Annotated in this window: 19 protein-coding genes; 12 read left to right on the top strand and 7 right to left on the bottom strand. The window is 60.3% G+C overall.

What is annotated here, in order from left to right; all coding sequences use genetic code 11:
• Positions 1 to 194 precede the first annotated feature (194 nt).
• A complete protein-coding gene (locus AC1VXC_RS03890) occupies positions 195 to 1,757 on the top strand; it encodes an EAL domain-containing protein (RefSeq protein ID WP_481538075.1) in 1,563 nt (520 codons plus the stop codon).
• Positions 1,758 to 1,816: 59 nt separating this feature from the next.
• Here the strand turns inward: AC1VXC_RS03890 and AC1VXC_RS03885 are convergent, their stop codons facing one another.
• Both AC1VXC_RS03885 and fdhD read right to left on the bottom strand, forming a co-directional pair.
• Positions 1,817 to 4,093: an FdhF/YdeP family oxidoreductase gene (locus AC1VXC_RS03885; RefSeq protein ID WP_481538074.1), complete on the bottom strand. Its 2,277-nt coding sequence runs from the start codon at positions 4,091 to 4,093 to the stop codon at positions 1,817 to 1,819.
• A gap of 455 nt (positions 4,094 to 4,548) precedes the next feature.
• Complete coding sequence (gene fdhD, locus AC1VXC_RS03880) at positions 4,549 to 5,391, bottom strand: formate dehydrogenase accessory sulfurtransferase FdhD (RefSeq protein ID WP_313493399.1); 843 nt, start codon at positions 5,389 to 5,391, stop codon at positions 4,549 to 4,551.
• A 308-nt stretch (positions 5,392 to 5,699) separates the two neighbouring features.
• Here fdhD and AC1VXC_RS03875 point away from each other — a divergent pair, with 308 nt between their 5' ends.
• Together AC1VXC_RS03875 and AC1VXC_RS03870 are read left to right on the top strand one after the other, a co-directional pair.
• Positions 5,700 to 6,341, top strand: a complete 642-nt coding sequence (locus AC1VXC_RS03875; RefSeq protein WP_313493400.1) for a lysoplasmalogenase — start codon at positions 5,700 to 5,702, stop codon at positions 6,339 to 6,341.
• Positions 6,342 to 6,427: 86 nt separating this feature from the next.
• Positions 6,428 to 6,988, top strand: a complete 561-nt coding sequence (locus tag AC1VXC_RS03870) for a dihydrofolate reductase family protein (RefSeq protein ID WP_313493401.1) — start codon at positions 6,428 to 6,430, stop codon at positions 6,986 to 6,988.
• A gap of 126 nt (positions 6,989 to 7,114) precedes the next feature.
• On the opposite strand, the gene AC1VXC_RS03865 is transcribed toward AC1VXC_RS03870, so the two are convergent.
• The 3 genes from AC1VXC_RS03865 to msuE form a co-directional block, all read right to left on the bottom strand.
• The gene (locus tag AC1VXC_RS03865) at positions 7,115 to 8,143 is read right to left on the bottom strand and encodes a methionine synthase (protein WP_313493403.1); all 1,029 of its coding nucleotides are present in this window, start codon (positions 8,141 to 8,143) and stop codon (positions 7,115 to 7,117) included.
• Between the two features lie 29 nt (positions 8,144 to 8,172).
• Positions 8,173 to 9,156, bottom strand: coding sequence for a DUF1852 domain-containing protein (locus tag AC1VXC_RS03860; RefSeq protein ID WP_313493404.1), 984 nt, complete (start codon positions 9,154 to 9,156; stop codon positions 8,173 to 8,175).
• Positions 9,157 to 9,229: 73 nt separating this feature from the next.
• A complete protein-coding gene (msuE, locus tag AC1VXC_RS03855) occupies positions 9,230 to 9,814 on the bottom strand; it encodes an FMN reductase (protein WP_313493425.1) in 585 nt (194 codons plus the stop codon).
• A 127-nt stretch (positions 9,815 to 9,941) separates the two neighbouring features.
• Here msuE and AC1VXC_RS03850 point away from each other — a divergent pair, with 127 nt between their 5' ends.
• From AC1VXC_RS03850 to AC1VXC_RS03840, 3 genes are all read left to right on the top strand, one after another.
• Positions 9,942 to 10,853 (top strand): LysR family transcriptional regulator, encoded by a 912-nt coding sequence (locus AC1VXC_RS03850; RefSeq protein WP_481538073.1) that lies wholly within the window; start codon positions 9,942 to 9,944, stop codon positions 10,851 to 10,853.
• A 5-nt stretch (positions 10,854 to 10,858) separates the two neighbouring features.
• Positions 10,859 to 11,731 (top strand): methylenetetrahydrofolate reductase, encoded by an 873-nt coding sequence (locus tag AC1VXC_RS03845; protein ID WP_481538107.1) that lies wholly within the window; start codon positions 10,859 to 10,861, stop codon positions 11,729 to 11,731.
• 162 nt (positions 11,732 to 11,893) lie between these two features.
• The gene (locus tag AC1VXC_RS03840) at positions 11,894 to 12,289 is read left to right on the top strand and encodes a DUF4124 domain-containing protein (protein WP_481538072.1); all 396 of its coding nucleotides are present in this window, start codon (positions 11,894 to 11,896) and stop codon (positions 12,287 to 12,289) included.
• Between the two features lie 185 nt (positions 12,290 to 12,474).
• On the opposite strand, the gene AC1VXC_RS03835 is transcribed toward AC1VXC_RS03840, so the two are convergent.
• Positions 12,475 to 13,580 (bottom strand): IS3 family transposase gene (locus AC1VXC_RS03835; RefSeq protein WP_481538071.1). Its coding sequence is split into 2 segments (ribosomal slippage): positions 12,475 to 13,322 and positions 13,322 to 13,580, totalling 1,107 coding nucleotides; the frame shifts between segments, so codons are not numbered across the junction.
• A 54-nt stretch (positions 13,581 to 13,634) separates the two neighbouring features.
• Here AC1VXC_RS03835 and AC1VXC_RS03830 point away from each other — a divergent pair.
• Positions 13,635 to 14,333, top strand: coding sequence for an autotransporter outer membrane beta-barrel domain-containing protein (locus tag AC1VXC_RS03830; RefSeq protein ID WP_482995005.1), 699 nt, complete (start codon positions 13,635 to 13,637; stop codon positions 14,331 to 14,333).
• Between the two features lie 392 nt (positions 14,334 to 14,725).
• Positions 14,726 to 15,304: a hypothetical protein gene (locus AC1VXC_RS03825; protein ID WP_481538069.1), complete on the top strand. Its 579-nt coding sequence runs from the start codon at positions 14,726 to 14,728 to the stop codon at positions 15,302 to 15,304.
• A gap of 387 nt (positions 15,305 to 15,691) precedes the next feature.
• Here the strand turns inward: AC1VXC_RS03825 and AC1VXC_RS03820 are convergent, their stop codons facing one another.
• Positions 15,692 to 17,335: a phosphoethanolamine transferase gene (locus AC1VXC_RS03820; RefSeq protein WP_481538068.1), complete on the bottom strand. Its 1,644-nt coding sequence runs from the start codon at positions 17,333 to 17,335 to the stop codon at positions 15,692 to 15,694.
• Positions 17,336 to 17,409: 74 nt separating this feature from the next.
• On the opposite strand from AC1VXC_RS03820, the gene AC1VXC_RS03815 reads away from it, so the two are divergent.
• The 4 genes from AC1VXC_RS03815 (at position 17,410) to AC1VXC_RS03800 (ending at position 21,148) form a co-directional block, all read left to right on the top strand.
• A complete protein-coding gene (locus AC1VXC_RS03815) occupies positions 17,410 to 18,102 on the top strand; it encodes a response regulator transcription factor (protein WP_481538067.1) in 693 nt (230 codons plus the stop codon).
• Between the two features lie 17 nt (positions 18,103 to 18,119).
• Positions 18,120 to 19,361, top strand: a complete 1,242-nt coding sequence (locus AC1VXC_RS03810; protein ID WP_481538106.1) for a sensor histidine kinase — start codon at positions 18,120 to 18,122, stop codon at positions 19,359 to 19,361.
• A gap of 259 nt (positions 19,362 to 19,620) precedes the next feature.
• Entirely contained in the window at positions 19,621 to 20,013 is a 393-nt protein-coding gene (locus AC1VXC_RS03805; RefSeq protein WP_481527577.1) for a diacylglycerol kinase, read from the top strand.
• Between the two features lie 472 nt (positions 20,014 to 20,485).
• On the top strand, positions 20,486 to 21,148 hold the full coding sequence (locus AC1VXC_RS03800; protein WP_481538066.1) for a hypothetical protein: 663 nt from the start codon (positions 20,486 to 20,488) through the stop codon (positions 21,146 to 21,148).
• Positions 21,149 to 21,481 lie beyond the last annotated feature (333 nt).

Below are 21,481 nucleotides of genomic sequence, written 5' to 3'. Positions count from 1 at the left end.
CCGGTCTGGCCCCCGTTGCGCTGGAACAGACGCGTGAACCCGCCGGCAATGACGGGTTGTCATGCGAGCGTCCGCGGTGACCACCCGGCTGACGCGTTCTGGCCTTTGATAGCGCACGGATCTGCGCGCTGCGATGGCCTGTGGCTTTGCGGTACGCTGTCAGGATTGGACGTGTGCCGAGACGGCGGGGCTGCATGAGAAGGAAATCGGTACTGCTTGCCGCCGGCGTCCTGGCGGTTGCGGCGGGTGTTCTGCCACTGATCGGAATGTCCTGGGTGCAGCGCGAGCAGACGCTGAGGACACAGCAACAGCACCTGGACGATGTCGCTGCATCCACCGCAAAGCGCACCGAGCGCACGCTGGATGATGCCAAGCGCGCGCTTGTACGCGCAGGCAGCATTGATCGTACCGACTGCTCGCTCGCGCACCTGAAGATGATGGGCCAGGTGGTTGCCGACGCGCGCAGCATCGAGGACCTGGGCTATTTCGAGGACGGAAAACTGGTATGCACGCGGCTTGGCGTGATCTCGCCGCCGGTGCCGGCCGGTGATGCGGACCTGGATCTTGGCGACGGCAGCACGCTGTCGTATGCCGAGTTGCCCAGGCTGTTCAGGGGCGAGCCCCGGGTGGAGGTTCGGCGCGGCGACTACGGGGTGCTGATTACCCCGGGCCGGCTTACCGACCTGGTGATCAGTACGCAGGTGGTGTACGGCGTTGCCAGTCGTGATGGGCGGGTCCTTGAAGCCTCTGGTGCCGTCCAGCCACGGGTGATCCAGATGCTTCTTGCGGGCAACCAGCCGGGCATAGGCGATCAGTACGCATTTTCCTCCCGACCGGCGGCTGGCCTCGTCGCCTTTGCGCTGACTGACACCGCGCTGACCGGGGCCGCGGCAGGCTTGGATTGGCGGTACCTGCTACCCATCGGCGCGGCCATCTCGCTGATACTGATCGGCCTCATCATCTGGGTATCGAGGCAGCAGCTGTCGCCGGCGAAGACGCTGGAATTGGCGATCAGGAACAGGGAATTCGCGGTTCATTACCAGCCGATCATCAACCTTGCAAATGGGCTGTGCATCGGCGCCGAAGCGCTGGTCAGGTGGCAGCGACCAGGTACGCCGATGGCATTTCCTGACCAGTTCATTCCGCTGGCGGAGGCCACCGGTCTCATCTCACCGCTGACCGATCTGGTGATCGACGTCGGCGTTGCTGAGATGAGCCAGTATCTACGCGGACATGCAGATGCCCATCTCTCAATCAACATACCCGCCAATGAAATGGAGAGCGGGCGGTTCCTGCAAGGCTTGAATGCAGCGGTGGCGAGGGAGGGTCTCCGGCCGGCGCAGATATGGCTGGAGATCACCGAACGCGGCTTCATCAACGCCGCAGCGGCTGTAGCGGTAATCGGCAATGCGCGCTCTCTCGGCTACCGGGTCACCATTGATGACTTCGGCACCGGTTATTCAAGCCTATCCCTGCTGGAGGGCCTCTCGCTGGACGCACTCAAGATCGATAAGTCCTTTACCCGCGTTATCGGCGCTGATGCTGCGCAGAGCATCGTGGTGGACCATATCATCAACATGGCGCATGCCCTGAAGCTGACGATCATCGCCGAAGGAATCGAGACGCCGGAGCAGGAAGCCTATCTGAAGCATTCCGATGTGCAGTTCGGGCAGGGCTGGCTCTATGCGAAGGCGCTTCCCATACATCAGTTCCTGGCCTTCGCGGCAGGGAAGGGTGTTCCGGCTGGAGAGAATTGAAGCAGCGTTATGAAGCCACACCGCTTCAACCACCACGCGCCACGAAGGCGGGAACGCCGCTACGCCCTGCTGATGTGCACCGGCACTGATTTGTAGGACGGCGTGCCACTGGCAGGGTCGATGTAGCTCAGTGGGATAAGGCAGTTTCCTTCCGGGTAATACGTCGCTACGGACCCACGGGAAATCTGGTAGCTCACCGCAATGACGTTCTCCAGGATCCTTTCGCCCTCGTTCTCAAGTGCCGTCGTTATGCGGATGCGGTCGCCCTGTTGGATCCCGCGTTCGCTCATGTCCGCTTCGTTCATGAACACGACATCGCGGCGACCGAAGACGCCACGGTAGCGATCATCCAAACTGTAGATCGTGGTGTTGTACTGGTCGTGACTGCGGATGGTTGCCAGCTTCAGCACCGCCTTGTCGACGGCTTTCGGGTCTTCAGCCAGCCCCGAGAAGCGGAGGAACTCGGCCTTGCCCGATGCAGTGCGCCAGATGCGTTGGGTAGGCGGCAACGGCAGGCGGAAGCCACCGGGAATCCGGATCCTGGCGTTGTAGTCGGAGAAATCGGGGAACACCGCTTCGATGGCTTCGCGTATCAGGTCGTAGTCAGCCACCATTTCCATCCACTGCACGCGACTCGATGGCAGGGTTGCGCTGGCGATGCCTGCAACGATTGCCGGCTCTGAACGCAGCTGCTCAGAGGCTGGTCTCAGTTTGCCCCGCGATGCATGCACCATCGACATCGAGTCTTCCACGGTGACCGCCTGCGGCCCGGTGGCTTGAATGTCCAGCTCGGTTCGGCCGAGGCAGGGCAGGATGAAGGTGTTCCTGCCGACCAGCAGGTGGCTTCGATTGAGCTTGGTGGCTATGTGGACCGACATTTCGAGTTGGCGCATCCCGGCGAAACAGGCATCGCCATCGGGTAGTGCCACGGCAAGATTTCCCCCGAGGCAGATCAACACCCGCGAGCGGCCCTCAATGATGGCCTGCATCGCAGCGACGGCGTCGTGGCCATGGTCGCTGGGCGCGCGGAAGCCAAAACGCTTCTCGATCCTTTCGAGGAGTTCGGTACTCGGCTTCTCGGTGATGCCGACGCTGCGGTCCCCCTGCACATTGGAGTGTCCGCGTAGTGGGCAGATGCCTGCACCCGGCTTTCCGAAGTTGCCACGCAGGAGCAGCAGGTTGGCAATCTGCTGGACATTCCTGGTGCCCGTGCTGTGCTGGGTGATGCCCATGCCGTAGGTGACGATGGTCGCGTTGGATCTGGCATAGGCCTGGGCGACCTTGCGCAGATCGCCCTCAGGCAAGCCTGATTCGGACACGATTGCTTCCCAGCTCGCCGCCTGCAGGTCCCCGACGAAGGCGTCGAATCCCCGGGTGTGTTCTTCAATGAACGCGCGATCCAGGATGCCGGCATCCTCGCCCTCGGCCGCCTCCATCTCCAGCAGGGCCTTCATGATGCCTTTCAGTGCTGCGGCATCGCCACCTATGCGTGGCTGCAGATAGGAAGAGGCGATCTCCGTTGCGCCGAGTGTTGCCATCTCCAGCGGATCCTGCGGATCGGCGAAGCGCTCCAGGGCGCGCTCGCGCAGCGGATTGAGCACGATGATGGGGGCGCCGCGGCGTGCGACCTCGTGCAGCGTTCCCATCATGCGGGGGTGATTGGTGCCGGGATTGTGGCCGATGGAGATGATCAGCTCGCAGGCATCAAAGTCATCCAGCGAGACCGTGCCCTTGCCGATGCCTATCGACGAAGGCAGGCCCATGCTGGTGGCTTCGTGGCACATGTTGGAGCAGTCAGGGAAGTTGTTCGTTCCATACTCACGCGCGAAGATCTGGTACAGGAATGCGGCCTCGTTGGAGGCGCGCCCAGAGGTGTAGAACTCAACCATGTTCGGGTCCGGCTGTTCACGCAGAATCTGCCCGATCCGGCCCAGCGCCTCGTCCCATTCCACGGCCTCGTAGATGTCCTTCTCCGGGTTGTAAGCCAGCGGATGGGTCAGGCGCCCCTGGTCCTCCAACTGGTAGTCCGTCATTTCCAGAAGCGAGGAAACGGTGTTGGAGGCAAAGAACTCCGGCGTAACGCGTTTCTTGGTCGCCTCCCAGGTCACGGCTTTCGCGCCGTTCTCGCAGAACTGGAAGGTAGAGGTGTGCTTGCGGTCAGGCCACGCGCAGCCAGGGCAATCGAAGCCCTCCGGCTTGTTGGTACGAAACAGGGTGATCGCAGCTTCGGGGGCCGCCATCTGTTCGCTGATCGCTTTGGCCGTTGCCCTGAGTGCCCCCCAACCACCTGCCGGAGCATCGTAGTTGCGAATGCCGGGGATGTCCTTCTCAGTCATGGTGCTGCCTCACTCTGGTATGGGTACATCAAGGACGGGGAGGGCAAGCCTGAAGCCGGGTCTGAACAACGAGGGACAGCCTTTGTCGGACGCGATGGGGCTGCGGAAAGTCTGCTTGTCGCAGGCGCGACACAAGGCCGACAGACGACTCGATGATCGTGTGCAGGCCGAATCCCCGGTACCGAACCAGCATTCCATGTAACAGAGAGCCTCCAGACCCGCCACAACACTGACCGTGTGAATGTTGTTTTCGTGTGATTTCCAGAAGTGGATTCCCTGTCGTTGTTTCGCCCGGGCGTCGCGGGTGGCAGATCCGGCCCATGATCACCCGGGCCCGCCAGATCGAGGCCTTGAAGCCACGGCCGGCGCTCGGGTACAGGCTTTCCATTGCTCGGAATTCATGGCACACGTTGGTCCAGCAAATCCGGGTGGACGTTGTGGCTGCCGCCAATCCCCTATTCAGATCCCAGCAGACGTTCCGGATGCGAATACACGTTGAACCGATCACGCCGGGCGAAGCCGATCAGGCAGATGCCAGCCGCGTTTGCCAGATCGATCGCAAGCGCAGTCGGCGCGGATACGGCAGCGACGACGGCCATGCCAGCGTGGGCCGCCTTGCTGACCATTTCATAGCTGGCACGGCTCGATAGCAGAACCAGCCCTGCTTCGGTCGATCGGGAACCGCGACGGAGGCTGCCAACAAGCTTGTCCAGTGCATTGTGCCGTCCGACATCCTCCCGAAGCCGTGTGATCCGGCCGTCCAGCTCCACCCAGGCCGCGGCGTGGGTGGATCCCGTTGCCATGTTCATGGGTTGCATCCGGGGAAGCGAGGACAAGGCCAATCGCAATGAGGCGACCGGAAACGTCGAAGCGCTCTCGATCGGCGGTGTCAACCGCATGATGTCTTCCAGGAGTCTTGCACCGCACAAACCGCATCCGCTGCGCCCAGGCAAGGCCCGACCAGAAGTGGCTGGCAGGGACGCTGCACGGGCAGTGCCCGTTACCTGCATATGAATCTCGATGCCTTCGATGCTGGGATGTACTTCCACCCCGATCAGCTCGGAAGCATCGGTGAGGAGACCTTCGGTCAGCGAAAAACCCAGTGCCAGGTCTTCCAGGTCCGACGGTGTGGCCATCATTACGGCGAAGGGAACACCGTTGTAGCGCATCGCAACGGGGACCTCCTCCGCCACGCTGTCGACGACGACACTACGCTCTCCCATGCACCAGCGGAGCGTTCGCCGAACGGCGACCCCGGGAGGCGTTTCGGCAACAGCAGTTGGATCGACTCGGGACATGCGGGCGGTAACCTGGCGGCTTGGCTTGGCTTGGCGATGTGGACTGCTTGGGCGAGCTTCTCTGACCAGAGAATAGCGCAACCTTGTGATGGCCAAGCCTTGGTGGATGCAGAGTCAGGCCAATTCCGGCCCGCTCGTTCGATATCGACGCTGTTGCCTGGAAGACGGCGGCCAAGGCAAGCTAGGTGCAGCAGTGGCCTGGGTCGTCGCTTGGCGTTTGGTTGGCGGGTCCCCGTCAACCATCAGCCTCAGACGAGCCCGTTTCCCGTCCTGAGATCACTACAGCGTTGGGGAGAACGCAGATAGCCATGGTGAACGCTGCAAGCGCCACGATCATCCTTTGCCTTGTTGCCTGTGGCACATTGGTCTTCTGCGAGTACCGCGGTTGGAAAGCGGGCAAAGTCCTGCTGAAAGTTGTCGCCAGTACGGCATTCCTTGTGTTGGCGCTTCAGCTCGACGCGACAGCATCCGTCTATGGGAAGTTGATCCTGGTGGGGCTTGGGCTGAGTTGGGTGGGTGACGTTTTGCTGCTGTCCCACAAGAGCCGTCTCTTCCTGCTTGGCCTGGCCAGCTTTCTGTTTGCCCACGTTGCGTTCGCGATGGCGTTTGCATCCCTGCCCACGGCTGGCACCGCCTTGGTGGCAGGGTTCGCCATCATGGGCTGTCTCGGCATCGCGGTTGTCATATGGCTTTGGCGCTACCTGAAAGTGTTCTATCGCCTTGCCGTTGTGGCGTACGTGACAGCCATCGTTGCCATGTGTGCGTTGGCGATCGCCGCAAACGCTGCCTCCGGAACGTGGTTGCTTGCAGTGGGGGCGGTGATGTTCGCGGTTTCGGACGTTGCTGTTGCCCGCAACCGCTTCGTGGCACCGGGGGCGATCAACCGGTTTTGGGGCCTGCCGCTTTACTATGTGGCCCAGATCATCCTGGCTTCGTCAGTCGCCGGATGATCGTGGCAGGGATAGGCGTCCGGTGCTGCAATGCGCGCGCCGACGAGCGACAATCCGGTGGGACGCCCAATTCTGAGTAAACTCGCATGGGACTTCTGACCTTCAGCCTGAACGTCACCCTGGATGGCTGCGTTGACCACCAGGAGGGCATCGCCGACGACGAGACACATGCCTTTTTCAGTCGCCTTATGGATGAGGCCGGTGCGATGCTTTGGGGCCGCGTTACCTACGAGATGATGGAGGCCTATTGGCCGGCGGTCGCGCGCGGCGACGAAGACGCTACAGCGGCGATGCGCGACTGGGCGGTCAAGCTGGAGGCCAAGCCGAAGTACGTGGTGTCGTCGCTGCGGACGGCGTTTCCCTGGACCAACAGCCACCACATCGGTGGCGACCTGCGCACGAGCGTGCAGAAGCTCAAGGAGGCGACGCCGGCTGGCGTGCTGCTCGGTAGCGGCATGCTCGCTACCGAGTTGGACCGACTGGATCTGATCGATGAGTACAAGTTCCTCATCCACCCCAGGATTGCCGGACATGGGCCGACCTTGTACCAGCGCGGGCTGGCGAGTACGCGTCGGCTGGAGCTGATTTCATCGACGCCGCTACACAACGGCACAGTTGCCATGCATTACCGGCGTGCGCCTGCCTGACAGTGGGTTGCGCCGGAAGAGCGGGGTTCTGCGGTTTGGTGGGCAACTTGGCCTGACTCGAAAGCCTGTCGCTGGTGCCTCCAGATCGTTATCCCGGGTGCGCTGCGCCCACCCGGGCTGCAGGGTTCAGGTCAACAGCTCTCGGCGAACGATCTCTGCACCGGCGCTGAGTGCATGCAACTTGCCTCTGGCCACTTGGCGAGACAGCGGGGCCATGCCGCAGTTGGTGGATGGATAGAGCTTGTCCGCATCCACGAACTGGAGGGCCTTGCGCAGGGTATCGGCTACATTCTCGGGCGTTTCGATGATGTCGCTGGCCACGTCGATGGCGCCTACCATCACTTTCTTGCCACGTACCAGTTCGATCAGATCGATGGGCACATGCGAGTTCTGGCACTCCAGTGAGATGATGTCGATGCCGGATTGCTGCAGTTTCGGGAAGCTTTCTTCGTATTGGCGCCACTCCGAACCCAGGCTCTTCTTCCAGTCGGTATTGGCCTTGATGCCGTAGCCGTAGCATATGTGCACGGCAGTCTCACACTTGAGCCCCTCGATCGCCCGTTCCAGGGCGGCAACACCCCAGTCATTCACTTCATCGAAGAAGACGTTGAAGGCAGGCTCGTCGAACTGGATGATGTCGACACCAGCCGCTTCCAGCTCCCTGGCTTCCTGATTGAGGATCCTGGCGAACTCCCAGGCAAGCTTCTCGCGGCTTTTGTAATGATCATCGTAGAGCGTATCGATCATCGTCATCGGGCCGGGCAACGCCCACTTGATCGGTTGCGTGGTCTGCTTGCGCAGGAACCTGGCATCTTCGACGAAGACCGGCTTCTGCCGGCTGACCGCACCTACGACGGTTGGCACGCTGGCGTCATAGCGGTTGCGGATTCTGACCGTCTCGCGCTTCTCGAAGTCAACGCCGTCGAGGTGCTCGATGAAGGTGGTGACGAAGTGTTGGCGGGTCTGCTCGCCATCGCTGACGATGTCGATGCCGGCCTGCAACTGCTCATGCAGCGAAAGGCGCAAGGCATCCTGCTTGCCTTCAAGCAATTCCTCGTCCTGGAGCTTCCATGGTGACCAGAGTTTCTCGGGCTGGGCAAGCCAAGCGGGTTTGGGAAGGCTGCCAGCGGTTGAGGTGGGCAACAGTTTCTTCATGGCGGATTATTTTGTATTCCTTGGAGTGATCAGAGCGCGCAGGCTGCGGCCCACTGTTCCAGTGTTTTCCGGTGCGGTCTGATGAAGTTCTCTTCGGTGAAGCGTCCTTGCTTGATCGCCAACTGGCTGCGTTCCTCTCGGTCGTAGACGATCTTTGTCACGGAGTAGTCCTGATGCTTCAAGCTCGGTTGATAGACGCTGCCGGCCGCAGAGTTGGCGTTGTAGATCTCGGGGCGATAGATCTTCTGGAAGGTCTCCATCGTGCTGATGGTCCCGATCAGTTCCAGATCGGTGTAGTCGCCCAACAGGTCGCCAAAAAAGTAGAACGCCAGCGGCGCAACACTGTCCGGCGGCATGAAGAAACGGACCTGCATCCCCATCTTCGCGAAGTACTGGTCGGTTGGGGACAGCTCGTTCTGCAGGTATTCCACGCCCAGTGCCGGGTGCTGATTGGCGGTACGGTGGTAGATCTTGCTGCTGGACGCGCTGATGCAGATCACCGGCAGCTTGTTGAAATTGTCCTTGTAGGCACGCGAGTGCACGAAGTGTTTGAACAGTTTTCCGTGCAGGTCGCCAAAATCATCCGGTGCGGCAAATGCCGTACGGTTGCTGTTGTATTCGGGCAGCAGGACGCTGAAGTCGTAGTCACGCACGTAGGAAGAGAAGTTGTTTCCCACGATCCCGTCGATACGTGTCTTTGTGCGGCGGTCAACGATGGTTGTGTTCAGTATCTCGATCAGCGGAAAGGAATCTGCCGGGCTTTGACCAGATATGTCCATTTCGGCAGAGATGATCTCAAGTTCGATGGCATAGCGATCCCCCATCGGGTTGTCCCAACCGGCCAGACTGTTGAACCGGTTGTCTATCATCCGCAGCGTATTGCGCAGGTTCTGTTGGCGGCTGTTGCCCCTGGCCAGATTGGCGAAGTTGGTCGTCAGCCGCGTACTGTCCAATGGCTGGTAGTTTTCATCGAAGCGGATTCGCTTGAGGCTGAATTCAAAACTGTCTTTCATGGCGGTGCGCTACCCTAGGTTCTGCGGATGGGGGCCGGCACAGCGTCGCGCTGATTCGGCAGGGAGTTTGCTGTCAGGCGGCGATGGTTCTGTTGCTGCTTGCCGCGGCCCGGTGGGTGAGTTCGAGCACCGGCAACGCGCGTTCCACTGCCAATCTGGCGCGTTCGAGCAGATCGGCGTTGTCCAGCGCATGGCCGACGAAGTCCCTGTCGGTCGCGTACACGCCCAGCGGCAGGGTGCGTGCCTGGAAGAAGCTGAAAAGCGGTCGCAGTTGGTGATCGATCATGAGCGCATGGCGCTCGCTGCCGCCGGTTGCAGCCAGCAACACCGGGGTATCGATCAGTGCGTCCTGGTGAATAAAGTCGAAGAAGTGTTTGAACAGCCCGGTGTAGGAACCGCGGTAGACCGGCGTCGCTACCACCAGCACATCAGCGTTCTCGACGGCTGCCAGATCAAGTTCCACAGAAACGGGTAGTTCGCTACGCCTTACCGTACCGGCAAGTTGCGGCGCGAGTTGGCCGAGCTCCACGAGCTGCGGCTCGCAATGGAGCTCGGCAGCGATTAGCTTGGACAGATGCTCGACCAGGGCAGCGGCCTTGGAGGGGCGCTGCAGCCCGCCGGAAACAGCGACAACGCGAAGTGGGGGAGGGTGTGTCATTTCTGCCTTGATGGGGGCTGGATAGTCGCCAGCTGAATGGCGCCGCGTATGAGGTTCGATCCTAGTTGCGGTTTTCGATGAGGTAAAATGGTTTAATTTCACGATTCCATGAAGAAAATTCATTCACATGCTTGAGCGCATCCATCTGAGCATCGTCCAGCAGGTCGAAAAGCAGGGCTCGCTGACTGCAGCCGCGGGCGTGTTGAACCTGACCCAGTCAGCCTTGAGCCACAGCATCCGCAAGCTCGAACAGCAGTTGGGCACCGACATCTGGCTGCGTGAAGGTCGCAGTCTGCGACTCACCCAATCCGGTCAGTACTTGTTGGCGGTGGCGAACCGGGTATTGCCACAGCTGGACCTGGCCGAAGAACGCCTGGGCCAGTTCGCGCAGGGCGAGCGTGGTGCATTGCGCATCGGTATGGAATGCCATCCCTGCTACCAGTGGCTGCTCAAGGTGGTGTCACCCTATCTGGCCGCATGGCCGGACGTGGATGTGGATGTCCGGCAGAAGTTCCAGTTCGGCGGAATCGGGGCGCTGTTCGGCTACGAGATCGATCTGCTGGTCACCCCCGACCCACTGTTCAAGCCAGGCCTGAAGTTCGAGCCGGTGTTCGACTACGAGCAGGTGCTGGTCGTAGCCAAGGACCATCCGCTGGCATCGGCCGCATACGTCAAGCCACAGCAGCTGACCCGGGAGATTCTTATCAGCTACCCCGTGGACATCGAGCGCCTGGATATCTACAGCCAGTTCCTGCTGCCCGCAGGCATTACACCCAGGCGGCACAAGGCCATTGAGACCACCGATATCATGGTGCAGATGGTGGCCAGCGGCCGCGGCGTGGCCGCACTGCCGCGTTGGCTGGTGGAGGAGTACGCGAGCCGGATGGCGGTGGTACCGGTTCGGCTGGGTGCGCGCGGTATCGCCAAGCAGATCTTTCTGGGCGCGCGCGAAGCCGATACCGGCATTGACTATGTGCGGGCTTTCTTTGAACTGGCCCGCAACTCAAGCGCGGTGGCTGCAGCCGGCCTTCGCCAGTGAGACCCCTGATTCCTTCCGATATGTCCAGCCTCCCCAGTTCCCTCACCAGTGGTTACTCGCTGGAAGTAAGTGTAAAAGCCATTCCGGCGTTGATCACGGCCACGCCGCGGATAGCGCCCGGCACCAGCATTTTCATTCCCTATCTTGCAGGGGAAGACAACGCTGCACGGCTAGCTGCGACCACAACGGTTCGGGGACTTGGCTTCGAGCCTGTGGTACACGTTCCTGCACGCCGGATCGCCTCGCTTGAAGCACTGGAATCTTTCTTGACGCGCGCAGCCAATTACGCTGGGGTCGAGCGTTGCTTCGTGATTGCCGGTGATTCGCCCAGCCCCAAGGGCAGGTTCGCCGACAGCGTCTCGCTGATTGAAACCGGGGTGTTCGAACGCTCGGGTATCAAACACATTGGAGTGGGCGGCCATCCGGAGGGCCACCCGGTCATGAGCGAAGCGATTCGCTGGCAGGTACTTGCAAGAAAGTGCCACAGCATACAGATCCGTGGCATGTCGCCCCTGATCGTCACGCAGTTCAGCTTTGACGCGGAGCTCGTGTTGCGGTGGCTGCAAGAGCTGCGCCAGCGCGGCATCCATCACCCCGTGCGTGTGGGTGTGCCTGGACCTGCGAGTGTCGCCACGCTTGCACGCTACGCGGCAATGTGCGGCGTCAGCGCAAGCGCATCGGTCTGGTCCAGATATGGCGTTTCGATCGGCAGGCTTCTGGCCGCGCCGGGACCGGATGGATTTGTCGATCGCCTGGCCAACGGCCTTACCGAAGCGCATGGCGACGTGAGTCTGCATTTCTTCCCGTTCGGAGGCATTGCGCAGACGGTGGAATGGATGGAAGTTTACCGAGCGCGTGGTCATTCCAGTCCCGCTTGAAACCAACGTCTTGTGGGGCGGGGTAGTTGCAACGGGTGTTCGCATATCTCCCCCGGGTAGCGAAGAGGTGCATCCGCCCCAGATACGGCCGCGGCCTGCCGGCCACCGGAAACAGCAACTACCACGCTATGATTCCGACCAACGTTCGGCATGGAGCACGGAATGTATCGGTGGATTCTGGGGGGATTTATTCTCCTCGTGGCCGGTTACGGCCACGCGCAGCAGGTCTTCAAATGCGTCAACGGCAAGGACGTTTCCTACCAGTCGGATCCATGCCCGGGTGCTGCCGTGAAGTCATGGGATGCGGCGCCGGTACTCGAGCCATCGAATGCCGAGCAGTGGCGGATCTATCGTATGCGACGGCAGTTGGACCAGCGGTACGCGAATGATCGAGGTGCAGCGGCCTCGGCTTCTGGCGGCATGGGCAGTGCCAACCGTTCAAACGCTTGTGAGTCAGCGCGGCGGGGACGGGCGGCCGCCTATGAGGCGGCGGGGGTCAAGCGCGATTTTGCCATGTCCAGCTATTGGGACAATCTGGTTCACAACGCTTGCAAGTGAGATTTGTGGCAGAAAAGCCCCTGCGATGCAGCTCGGTATTCCGTCTTTGGGATCAGCCACCAGTTCGGACGCGTTCAAAGCTTTGAAGCGATCTGTTCCAGATATTTGCATGTAGGCGGTGAGGCTGCTGCCTCTGGCATATGCTCAACTGGGCGACGTCCCCCCGGCCTGAGTAGAGGTCGGGTTTAGAGTCCGGTTTTGATCTTATCTGTCTTCGCCACCAGCTGCGCGGCGTACTGGGCAGGTGTCATCCCGCCGAGTGCTCTTTTTGGCCTTTCTTCGTTGTAGTCACGTCGCCAGCTTTCGATGCTGGTACGGGCATGGAGCAATGTTGGGAACCAGTGTTCATTGAGGCATTCATCGCGTAGCCGGCCGTTGAACGACTCAACATAGGCGTTCTGATTCGGTTTCCCTGGCTCGATCAAGCGCAGGGCGATTTCCTTGTCGTGAGCCCAGGCAACCATGGCTTTTCCGCAAAATTCCTTTCCATTGTCCGTCCTGATAACTCGAGGTAGGCCGCGCTGAACTGCCAGCCTGTCCAGCACTCTGGAGACTCCTTGGCCAGATATGGCTCGCTCCACTTCGATGGCAACTGCCTCATGGGTCGCATCGTCGACGATGGTCAGACACTTGATCACCCGACCCTCAGCAGTTCGATCAAATACGAAGTCCATCGACCACACTTCATTTGCAGCGGACGGCCGTATCAGCGGCTGGCGCTCACCTACTGGCACCTTCTTGCGCTTCCTACGACGCACCTGCAGGCCGGCTTCCTTGTACAGGCGCTCCACCCGCTTGTAGTTCACAACAAGCCCTTGCTGCCGCAGCTTCAGATGGATCATGCCCACACCGTAGCGTTTGTGCCGTTGCGCCAAAGCGGCGATCTGCTCACGAAGCTCGGCGTTGTTGTCGGGTCTGGGCACATATCGCAACGCGCTGGCGCTCATGCGCGCTACCGCCAGCGCTCGTCGTTCGCTCAACCCCTTCTCAACCATGCTCCGCACCAGCAGCCTGCGCACTGGTGCGGTCACCACTTTTTTCGCAAGGCGTCCTTGATCACGTCGTCCTCGAATACCTGCTCAGCCAGTAGCTTCTTCAGGCGCGTGTTCTCCGCTTCCAGGTCCTTCATTCGCTTGGCATCTGGCACGCTCATACCGCCGAACTTGCTGCGCCACAGGTAGTACGAGGCCTCGCTGAAGCCGTGCCGGCGGCAAAGATCCTTGATGGGCATGCCTGCTTCAGCCTCACGCAGGAAGCCAATGATCTGTTCTTCGGTAAAGCGCTTCTTCATGTCCAATCTCCTTGTCATTGAGAATTGGACTCCAAACCGTTGTGCTACTCAATCTTGGGGGGACGTCGCAACAGCCGCAGTCGCATCAACGCGCGCGCGTCGAACGCACAGACCGACAGCTACAGCCTGACAGGCTATGGCGGCAAGGCGTTCGACGCAGGCAGCGGCACGCTCAACCTGAGCTTGGGCGCGTTTTATACATGGCACGACATCACGACACAGCGCTACGCCGACGCGGCGGGGCTGCCGCAGAAACTGGAGGCCGACTACAGCGGCAACACCACCCAGGTGTTCGGTGAGCTCGGATATGCCATGGCGTTGACTGATGGCCTCACGCTGGAGCCTTTTGTCGGCGCCGGTTTCAGCAGCCTGCGTACGCACGCCTTCACCGAGTCTGGCGGCGACGCCGCTTTGCGCGGCGATGTCGGTCGCAACAACGTCACCACTTCCGCGCTCGGCCTGCACGCCCGCAGCGCCTTCAACAGCACCCGCGTCCAGGGGCAGTTGATTGGCACGTTGGGGTGGCGCCATGCCTTTGGCGATGTCGATCCCGCCAGCACGATGTCGTTCGTGCAGGGCGGCGAGTCCTTCACCACCCGGGGCGCGCCGATCGCGCGCAACGCCGCGCTGGTCGAGCTGGGAGTGAATATGGCGGTCAGCAAACGCACCACGGTAGGCGTGATCTACGGCGGACAGTTCGGCGATGGTAGTCACCAGCACTCGGGCGCACTGGATGTGCGCTATCGATTCTGATCGCAGACATTGTCCCGGTCCGAACCATCACCATTGCAAATGATGATGCCATGGTGACGGTTCGGCGCCGTCCGGCCTTGCCGCCACATGCATAGGGAAATTTTTGGCCAGCGCCGGCACGGGGGGGTGCTCAGCCAGCTTTGTAGTGAGGGAAGATGGGGGCTGCCGGAGGATGCAGCACACCTGATCGTCAAGCGAATGTACAGACTTGGCGGATTGCTCGGTGAGGCGGAATCGGGAGTAGAGATTTCGGATAGTTGAAGCGCTTTCGGGTGTTTCTTGGGAGCAGGGAAGTGCCCCTTCTGTCTCGGCAACGTCATTCGAGTTTCGATGGTCGATGTTTGTCATGCCGCACTTACCGGCACGTACCCGCATGGAAGCCGGCTGGATGCGTGGAAACCGGTATTCACACTAGCTCGATGCAGTGCTTGCTGTTGGCAAGGATTCCATTTAAGAAGGAAAATAGCGCCATGTGGAAATCGTGCGTGTATGTCCTGGCCTTCGCCCTGATGGTCTGGGCCGGCGACATGGCTGTCGCTTCGTCCGCCCCCGAGTTGCCGCTGCCCAACGAAGCCGAATACACCGCCGAGGTCAATGCCTGGCTGGAGCAGCAGAATGCGGGAAGAGCTGCCGATCAGCTGAGATGGCAACGGATAGTGGCAGGTGTCTCGACAGGGTTGGTTCTGGGCTTTGTGGTCTTCGTCTGGCACACATGGCGCCTGCGTAAAACCTTGACCTTCCGCATCAGCCGTCTGCTGCTTTGGACACCGTGCTTTCTGCTGGCAGGCGCATGGTTCTTTTCGCCCCTGCTGCTGGCCGCGACGGCGCTGGCCCTCGCGATACCGTGGATATGGTGGAGGCACGCTCTGTCGTGGTGGGAGCTGGGCCTGGGCACGTTCCTGAATGTCGCGATGCTGGCCGGGGTATGGACGGTGTTCAGCGTGCTGGCGGGCTTGGGGACCGGCCTATGAAGTCGTATCGGCGTGTCGGTTGCAGGTAGACCGTCTGCATGCCAAGCCGATGCCGCTGGAGGCGTACAAGTGGAATACTGGGATGTGGGTCGCGGGGTTGATGAACCGATCTTCCCAGCACCTTTGCGCAAGCTTTGCTTTTGAGAGTTGGCACAGGGTGTGAAAGCGCGAATAGAGATATTTATCGGGAGAGCAGGGAAGGCCCCGATCTGTCTCGCTATCTTCTTCCAGTTTCCTGCAGGGGCACGGGAACGCAATCAGGCGGAGCGGGTGTGAACCCGCTCACATGAGCTGCGCCCGCCACAGCCTCCTGCACCAGCTTCCGGGCGCCGGGAGCACGGCGCCCGATCCACGTGTGTATTGCAGGTTTGTCTGTGTGGGGCCCACTCAGGTCCTGCAGGGGGAAAACGCATCCAGTGCCGGCTGGTAGACCCGGCTCCGGACGTCGAACAGTCCCAGCATCGAGTGGTAGACGTTGTCATGGCTGTATGCGTTGCGCCACGCGTTCCCACGTACGCAGGCATGGTCCAGCGCTGCGTTCTGCAGGAATTGCGGCGAGAACCACATGATCATCGGTACATGGGTCTGCTCACGCGGTGCAATCGCATACGGCGTGCCATGCAGGTACATGCCTCGCTCGCCCAATGACTCCCCATGGTCGGAGACGTAGACCAGCGCCACGTCGCGTTCACCGGAATAGTGCTGTAGAAGCGCCAAGGTCCGGCCGAGCATCTCGTCCGTCTGCAGCAGCGTATTGTCGTAGGTGTTCACAAGCTCTTCCTTGCTGCACCTGTGGATCTGGTTGCTTTCGCAGGTCGGGGTGAATACCCGGTTGTGCTGCGGATAGCGTTCGAAGTAGGTGGGCCCGTGGCTGCCGAGCTGATGCAGCACCACCAGGGCGTCTCCCTGCATGGCGTCGATCCGCGTCCGGAGGCCATGGAGCAGCACGCTGTCATGGCAGGTTCCATCCTTGTTCGGACAATCGCCGGCAATCTTCATGCGCGGCATGTCCTCGGTGACGATGCGCTCACATACGCCCTTGCAGCCACCGTTGTTGTTGTTGCGCCACAGGATCTGGATGCCTGTGCGCTGCAGGATATCGAGCAGGTTCTCCTCGGATGAGGCACGTGCGCCGTCGTAGTCCGCACGCCCCATGCGCGAGAACATGCAGGGAACGGAGATGGCCGTGGCGGTCCCGCAAGACGCGACATTCCTGAAACTGATGATGTCCGGATACCGCGACAGCGAGGGATTGGTCGGGCGTGAATAGCCATTGAGCTGGAAGTTCTTTGCCCGCGCGGTCTCGCCGACCACGAAAATGACCAGCTTTGGCCGGGCGGCGGCCGAACGCGGGGCACGGATCGCATCTTCGCCTACGCGTTGCAGCGGCTGCCGCTTTGCATCGTGGTGGCTGGTCAGGTAGCCATGCGCATGGCGCACAACATTCAACGGAAGCACCAGGTCCCGGATATGGCGATTGTTGCGGAACAGGGACGCATAGTCCTTGTAGAATCCCAGCGAAATGGTGGCAAGCACGATCGCGGAAAGGACGATGTTCCCGCTCCACCAAAGCGCTGTCCGCGGCACGCTGGCGTCCCTGGTCCTGCACAGGCCGATCATTGCCGCCGGCAGTATGCCCAGCCCGATGATTGTCAGTAGCAGCGACATCGAAAAGTAGGATGCCAGTTCTGCCTGGTTCGTCTCGAAGAAGTTCTGAACCATGCTGCGGTCGATCAGTACGTTATAGTGCAGCATGAAGTAGCTGCAGCTGGCGCTGATGATGATCAACAGCGCCAGTAACGGCTTGCGCAGGTAGGGAAGGATCAGTATCGGCGCCAACAGAAGGTTGAAGGCGAAAAAAAGAAAGACCGGAACGCTCAGGAAGAAGAAAAAGCTACGCGGGTCATGGATTTCAATCGTGGTTGCGAGCGTTTTCCAAAGGGCAGGGTTGCCGATACTGGCGAAGAAGAGTGCGGCTATCCAACCAAGTTGGACGGGATGTAAGCGCAGGGATGTCAGACGATGAAGCACGCACGGTTCCAATGAATAGAAAGTCCGCGCAGTCTCAGAAAGCCGTTGTCAGGAAGTTGTCAGCCGATACCGCCATGACGCGGTTGCTTGTCATCGAGGACAATCCAGAGCTGGTGGCCAATCTGTACGCCTTCTTCGAGCCTCTGGGGTACGTGCTGGACGATGCACGCGATGGCGCAACTGGCTTGAAAATGGCGACGCAGAATGACTATGACGCCATCCTGCTGGACCTCATGCTGCCGCGGCTGGACGGCATGGCGTTATGCCGCAGGCTGCGCCAGGAATTCCAGGACCCCGTGCCGGTGCTGATGCTGACGGCCAGGGACCCGGTGGACGACCGGATACAGGGGCTGGAGGTAGGCGCTGATGACTATCTGATCAAGCCCTTCTCGCTCAAGGAGCTTGATGCACGCATCAAGGCCCTGGTGCGTCGTGCACAGGGCAGGCAGGTGCAGGGTTCCCTGACCTGGGCTGACCTGCAGGTCGACAGCCGGGTACCCACAGCGATGCGCGAGGGGCGCGTCGTCACCTTGACGCCGAGCATGCACAAGTTGTTGCTATGCCTGATTCGGGCAGCACCGGATGTCGTCAGGAAGCAGGAGATGGAGTACCTGCTCTGGGGTGAGGATCCGCCCGACAGTGGTGCGCTGCGCACGCATATCCATGAACTTCGCCAGTGCATCGACAAGTCATTCTCGAGCGCACTTATTGAAACCGTGCACGGGGTTGGTTGGCGTCTGCAAGCCCCAGCGGACCTCGCACAGTAAAGACGGGTGGGGTGAAGATGATCATGGGCTCCTTTGTCCGCAGGATGACGCTCAAAACGCGCATCACCATCACGTTCGTGCTGCTGATGGTGGGGGCAATGGGCGTGGTGATCGCAGCCGAGCAGTTGGACTACGACGATCTGCGGGCGTACGTGATTTCCAAAGGACTGCGAGACGAGGCGCACCAGTTGGAGAACAGCCTGGCCAAGGGGAGCCGCCCGAGCTTGCGCGAAGGCAGCCGCTTGTATGACTCCACGTCGGCCCCGGCTGGGTTGCGTCGGTTTGGTCCGGGTTACCACAGCGTCGAGGAAGCCGATGTCTGGCATCTGCTCGTATTCGATCTGGACGGCGAACGCTACTACCTGCTACAGGATGCGCAGATGTATGCGTATCTGGAGCACGTGATCGATGGGTATGCAGCAGTCGTCATACTTTTCTGCATCTTCTGTGGGTTCTGGATCGGCCGGGTAACTGCCGCGCGGGTAATCTCCCCGATCACCCGGCTGGCCGAGGCGGTTCAAAGCAAGCAAATGCCGTTCCCGTTCCAGGACGCGCGCGACGAGATCGGGGTACTCGCCCGTGCATTCGCACAGCACAGCGATGAAGCCGAGCAATTCCTCCAGCGCGAGCGATGCTTTGTCGGTGATGCGAGCCATGAGCTCCGCACGCCCTTGGCGATCATTGCCGGTGCCGCGGAGACGATTGAGCACCAGCTCCCTCCGCACAGCCACCTGATCGCGAGTAGCCAGCGGATTCTGCGTACCACCCAGGAGATGCAGCGCCAGTTGACCTGCCTGCTGCTGCTCTCACGCGATCCGCAGGGGCTTGCCCGCACCGAGGTCTCGCTGTCTGCGTTGATAGAGGAGTGCACGGCGCGTTGCCCGCCTTGGCTGGGGAACAAGCCGGTAGGGCTGGTGTTCGATGTGGTGACGGAAACCAGGCTGCATACCAACGAGGAGCTTGCCCGCAGCGTAGTCTGGAACCTGATGCGCAACGCCTGCCAGTACACGGACCTAGGCGAGGTGCGCATTGTCCTGGACAGGACGCGCCTCACCATTTCCGACACGGGACCAGGTCTTCCCCCAAGCATCGATCCGCGTCAGTTTCAGCGCTTCGACCCGGGCACGCAGCAGAGCGGGGAAGGCCTCGGCTTATCGATCGTGCAGCGCATCGTCGAGCACCTTGGCTGGCAGATGACAGTGGACAGCTCGGACGCAGGCTGTTGCTTTACGCTGGATATGATGGGTGGCACGACGTGAGCAGGAAAGGCATTGCGCGGGACGTGTTCAGTTCGGCTTCCGTACCACTCAAAGCAATGCCATCCAATGAAGCCGACTCAATAGCGACAGGTCCTGTAGCTGACGTTCTCCGACCGGTTCATAGCGGCCACTCGGAAAGAACGCAAACTCGCCTCCCGCAACGCCCTTGGACATCCCTGCACTTGGCTTGAAGGTCTGACAAAGTCCTGACACTGAGCTCCGCACACTGTGCCCTCGTCAATGGAAAGGAGAAGGTCCTGTGGAATCCTCGGGGTCTGCGAAAGAGGGCAAGTTCGATCACGGAAGATCCGGAATAAGGCGAATCATTTACACAGCTATCTATTCGCGGGATGGGTTTGTCGCTGCCTTCAGGAGTGAGGCGGCATTCCGCCAGCTTCTGGTCCTGCATGGAGCATTGGTTCTCGTTGCATGCGTACTGGACGTCAATGCCATCGAGCGGGCGATCCTGCTGGCGGTGTGCCTCATTAGCCTGCTGGTGGAGCTCCTGAACTCTGCCATAGAAGCTGTCGTCGACCGTATTTCGCTGGAGATTCACCCACTCTCAAAACGCGCAAAGGATATGGGCAGCGCAGCGCAGACGATTGCCTTGCTGATGGTAGCCGCGGTTTGGGGCTTGGTTCTGTTTGGTTGAGGAGCATCGAACCAAGGGTGCTGTGTAGGACATTCGTTGGTGCTTTCTGAAGCGCGTTGGCAAACCACATCGAGTGTGGTGCTTGTTGAAAACCGGTTCCTGACATTTCGTGGCTGAGTAATGATCGTGCTTGTGCAGTTGCCGGCACGGTCGATAAGGTTTCATATGAAATAATTCCGATCAACTCCAACCATGAAATGGTCCCGCAGGTGATCGCAGGAAAAGCCCAGTACGAAGGTGCTGTGCAGACCACATACTCCGTAAACTTTAGTGGCGACCCCGAATGCCAACGCAAGCCAAACCCACCACGCTTGTGTCGTGATTGATCCTGGGAAATCCGTGGTGAGGCTTATCTCACCACGCCCAACAGAATGCCGATATGCGAAAACTCTGCTGCTACGCAATCATTGTTGGAATGGCAACCAGTTGCCGGACAACGCCCGACGTCCCCTCAGGGGTTTCGGGTGAGGGCGTGAACTACATGGAAATTTCGCGCAGCATGGGGATCGTCCATCTTAAAACCCATATGTATCTCCCAGGGCGCGAAGGACGCAGTACGGAAGGATCGAAGTACAGGTGCACGGATCATCATGGCAAAGACATCACGCTGATCGCCCATGCTCCTTTGCGAATACCCCTTCAATCCTATTGCCGGGTGGTAGCGGATGCCTTGTCATATGTCTCGTTGAGGTACCCGGACAGGCCTGTTTCAATCGAGTTGCACCTCGTCCCGCATGGAATTGGATTCCGTTCCACCCGAAGTTCGTGGCGCATATCAACGCCAAGGCTCAGCCTTGTGGCGCCTGAGTTCATTGAAGAACAAAGAACACTGGCGAACATCGTTGATCTTGTCGCGCACGAGACGTTTCACCTCGCGGGTGCATTGTCAGGCGACGAGCTTGCAGAATCGGAATCTGCCGCCTACATGACCGGGCTGTGCGCGCAGCTTGCTACGTTGGGAAGTATCAATGTTGCGAATCTTCCTGGTACACAGTTGTTGGCCAAAGACGAAGCGATCGCGGAGTCTTCACGTGCCGCCAGGGAAGTTCGCGACATTGTTGCGCCCATGATGGATGGTGAGCGAATCGAATTGAAATCCCACGGAGGTGACCGCCTTATGGAAATCTGCGAATAGAGAGTGACCAAGCATCGCGACTGACTGCATTCCTACGCTTTTCTTCGGGTTACAACCTCGACTCGTGCGCCATAGAAATCAAGTGCTGTAGGAGAGCCGGCGAAAGCTGGTTCTTTCGTATGTGCGTTGCGGTTCGCTTCTCTTTGGCTCGGCAGCCCCCGTTGTTTAAGCGGAGTCCAAAAGTGGGGCATTCGACGAGTGGCGAATTCTGTATCGGGGATGCCGCCGAGGGCTAGGGTCGCCAAGATCCGCGTCCCGACCTGATAGCTGGGGGCCCCGGTTTCCGCGTGACGCGGCGCCGCTTTGCCAGAAGCCGGCGCTGGTTGGGGCAGA

This window comes from Stenotrophomonas sp. STEN033 (genome assembly GCF_056856655.1).
The sequence above is the reverse complement of the archived record's forward strand: the minus strand, read 5'-3'. Positions and strand labels throughout refer to the sequence as shown.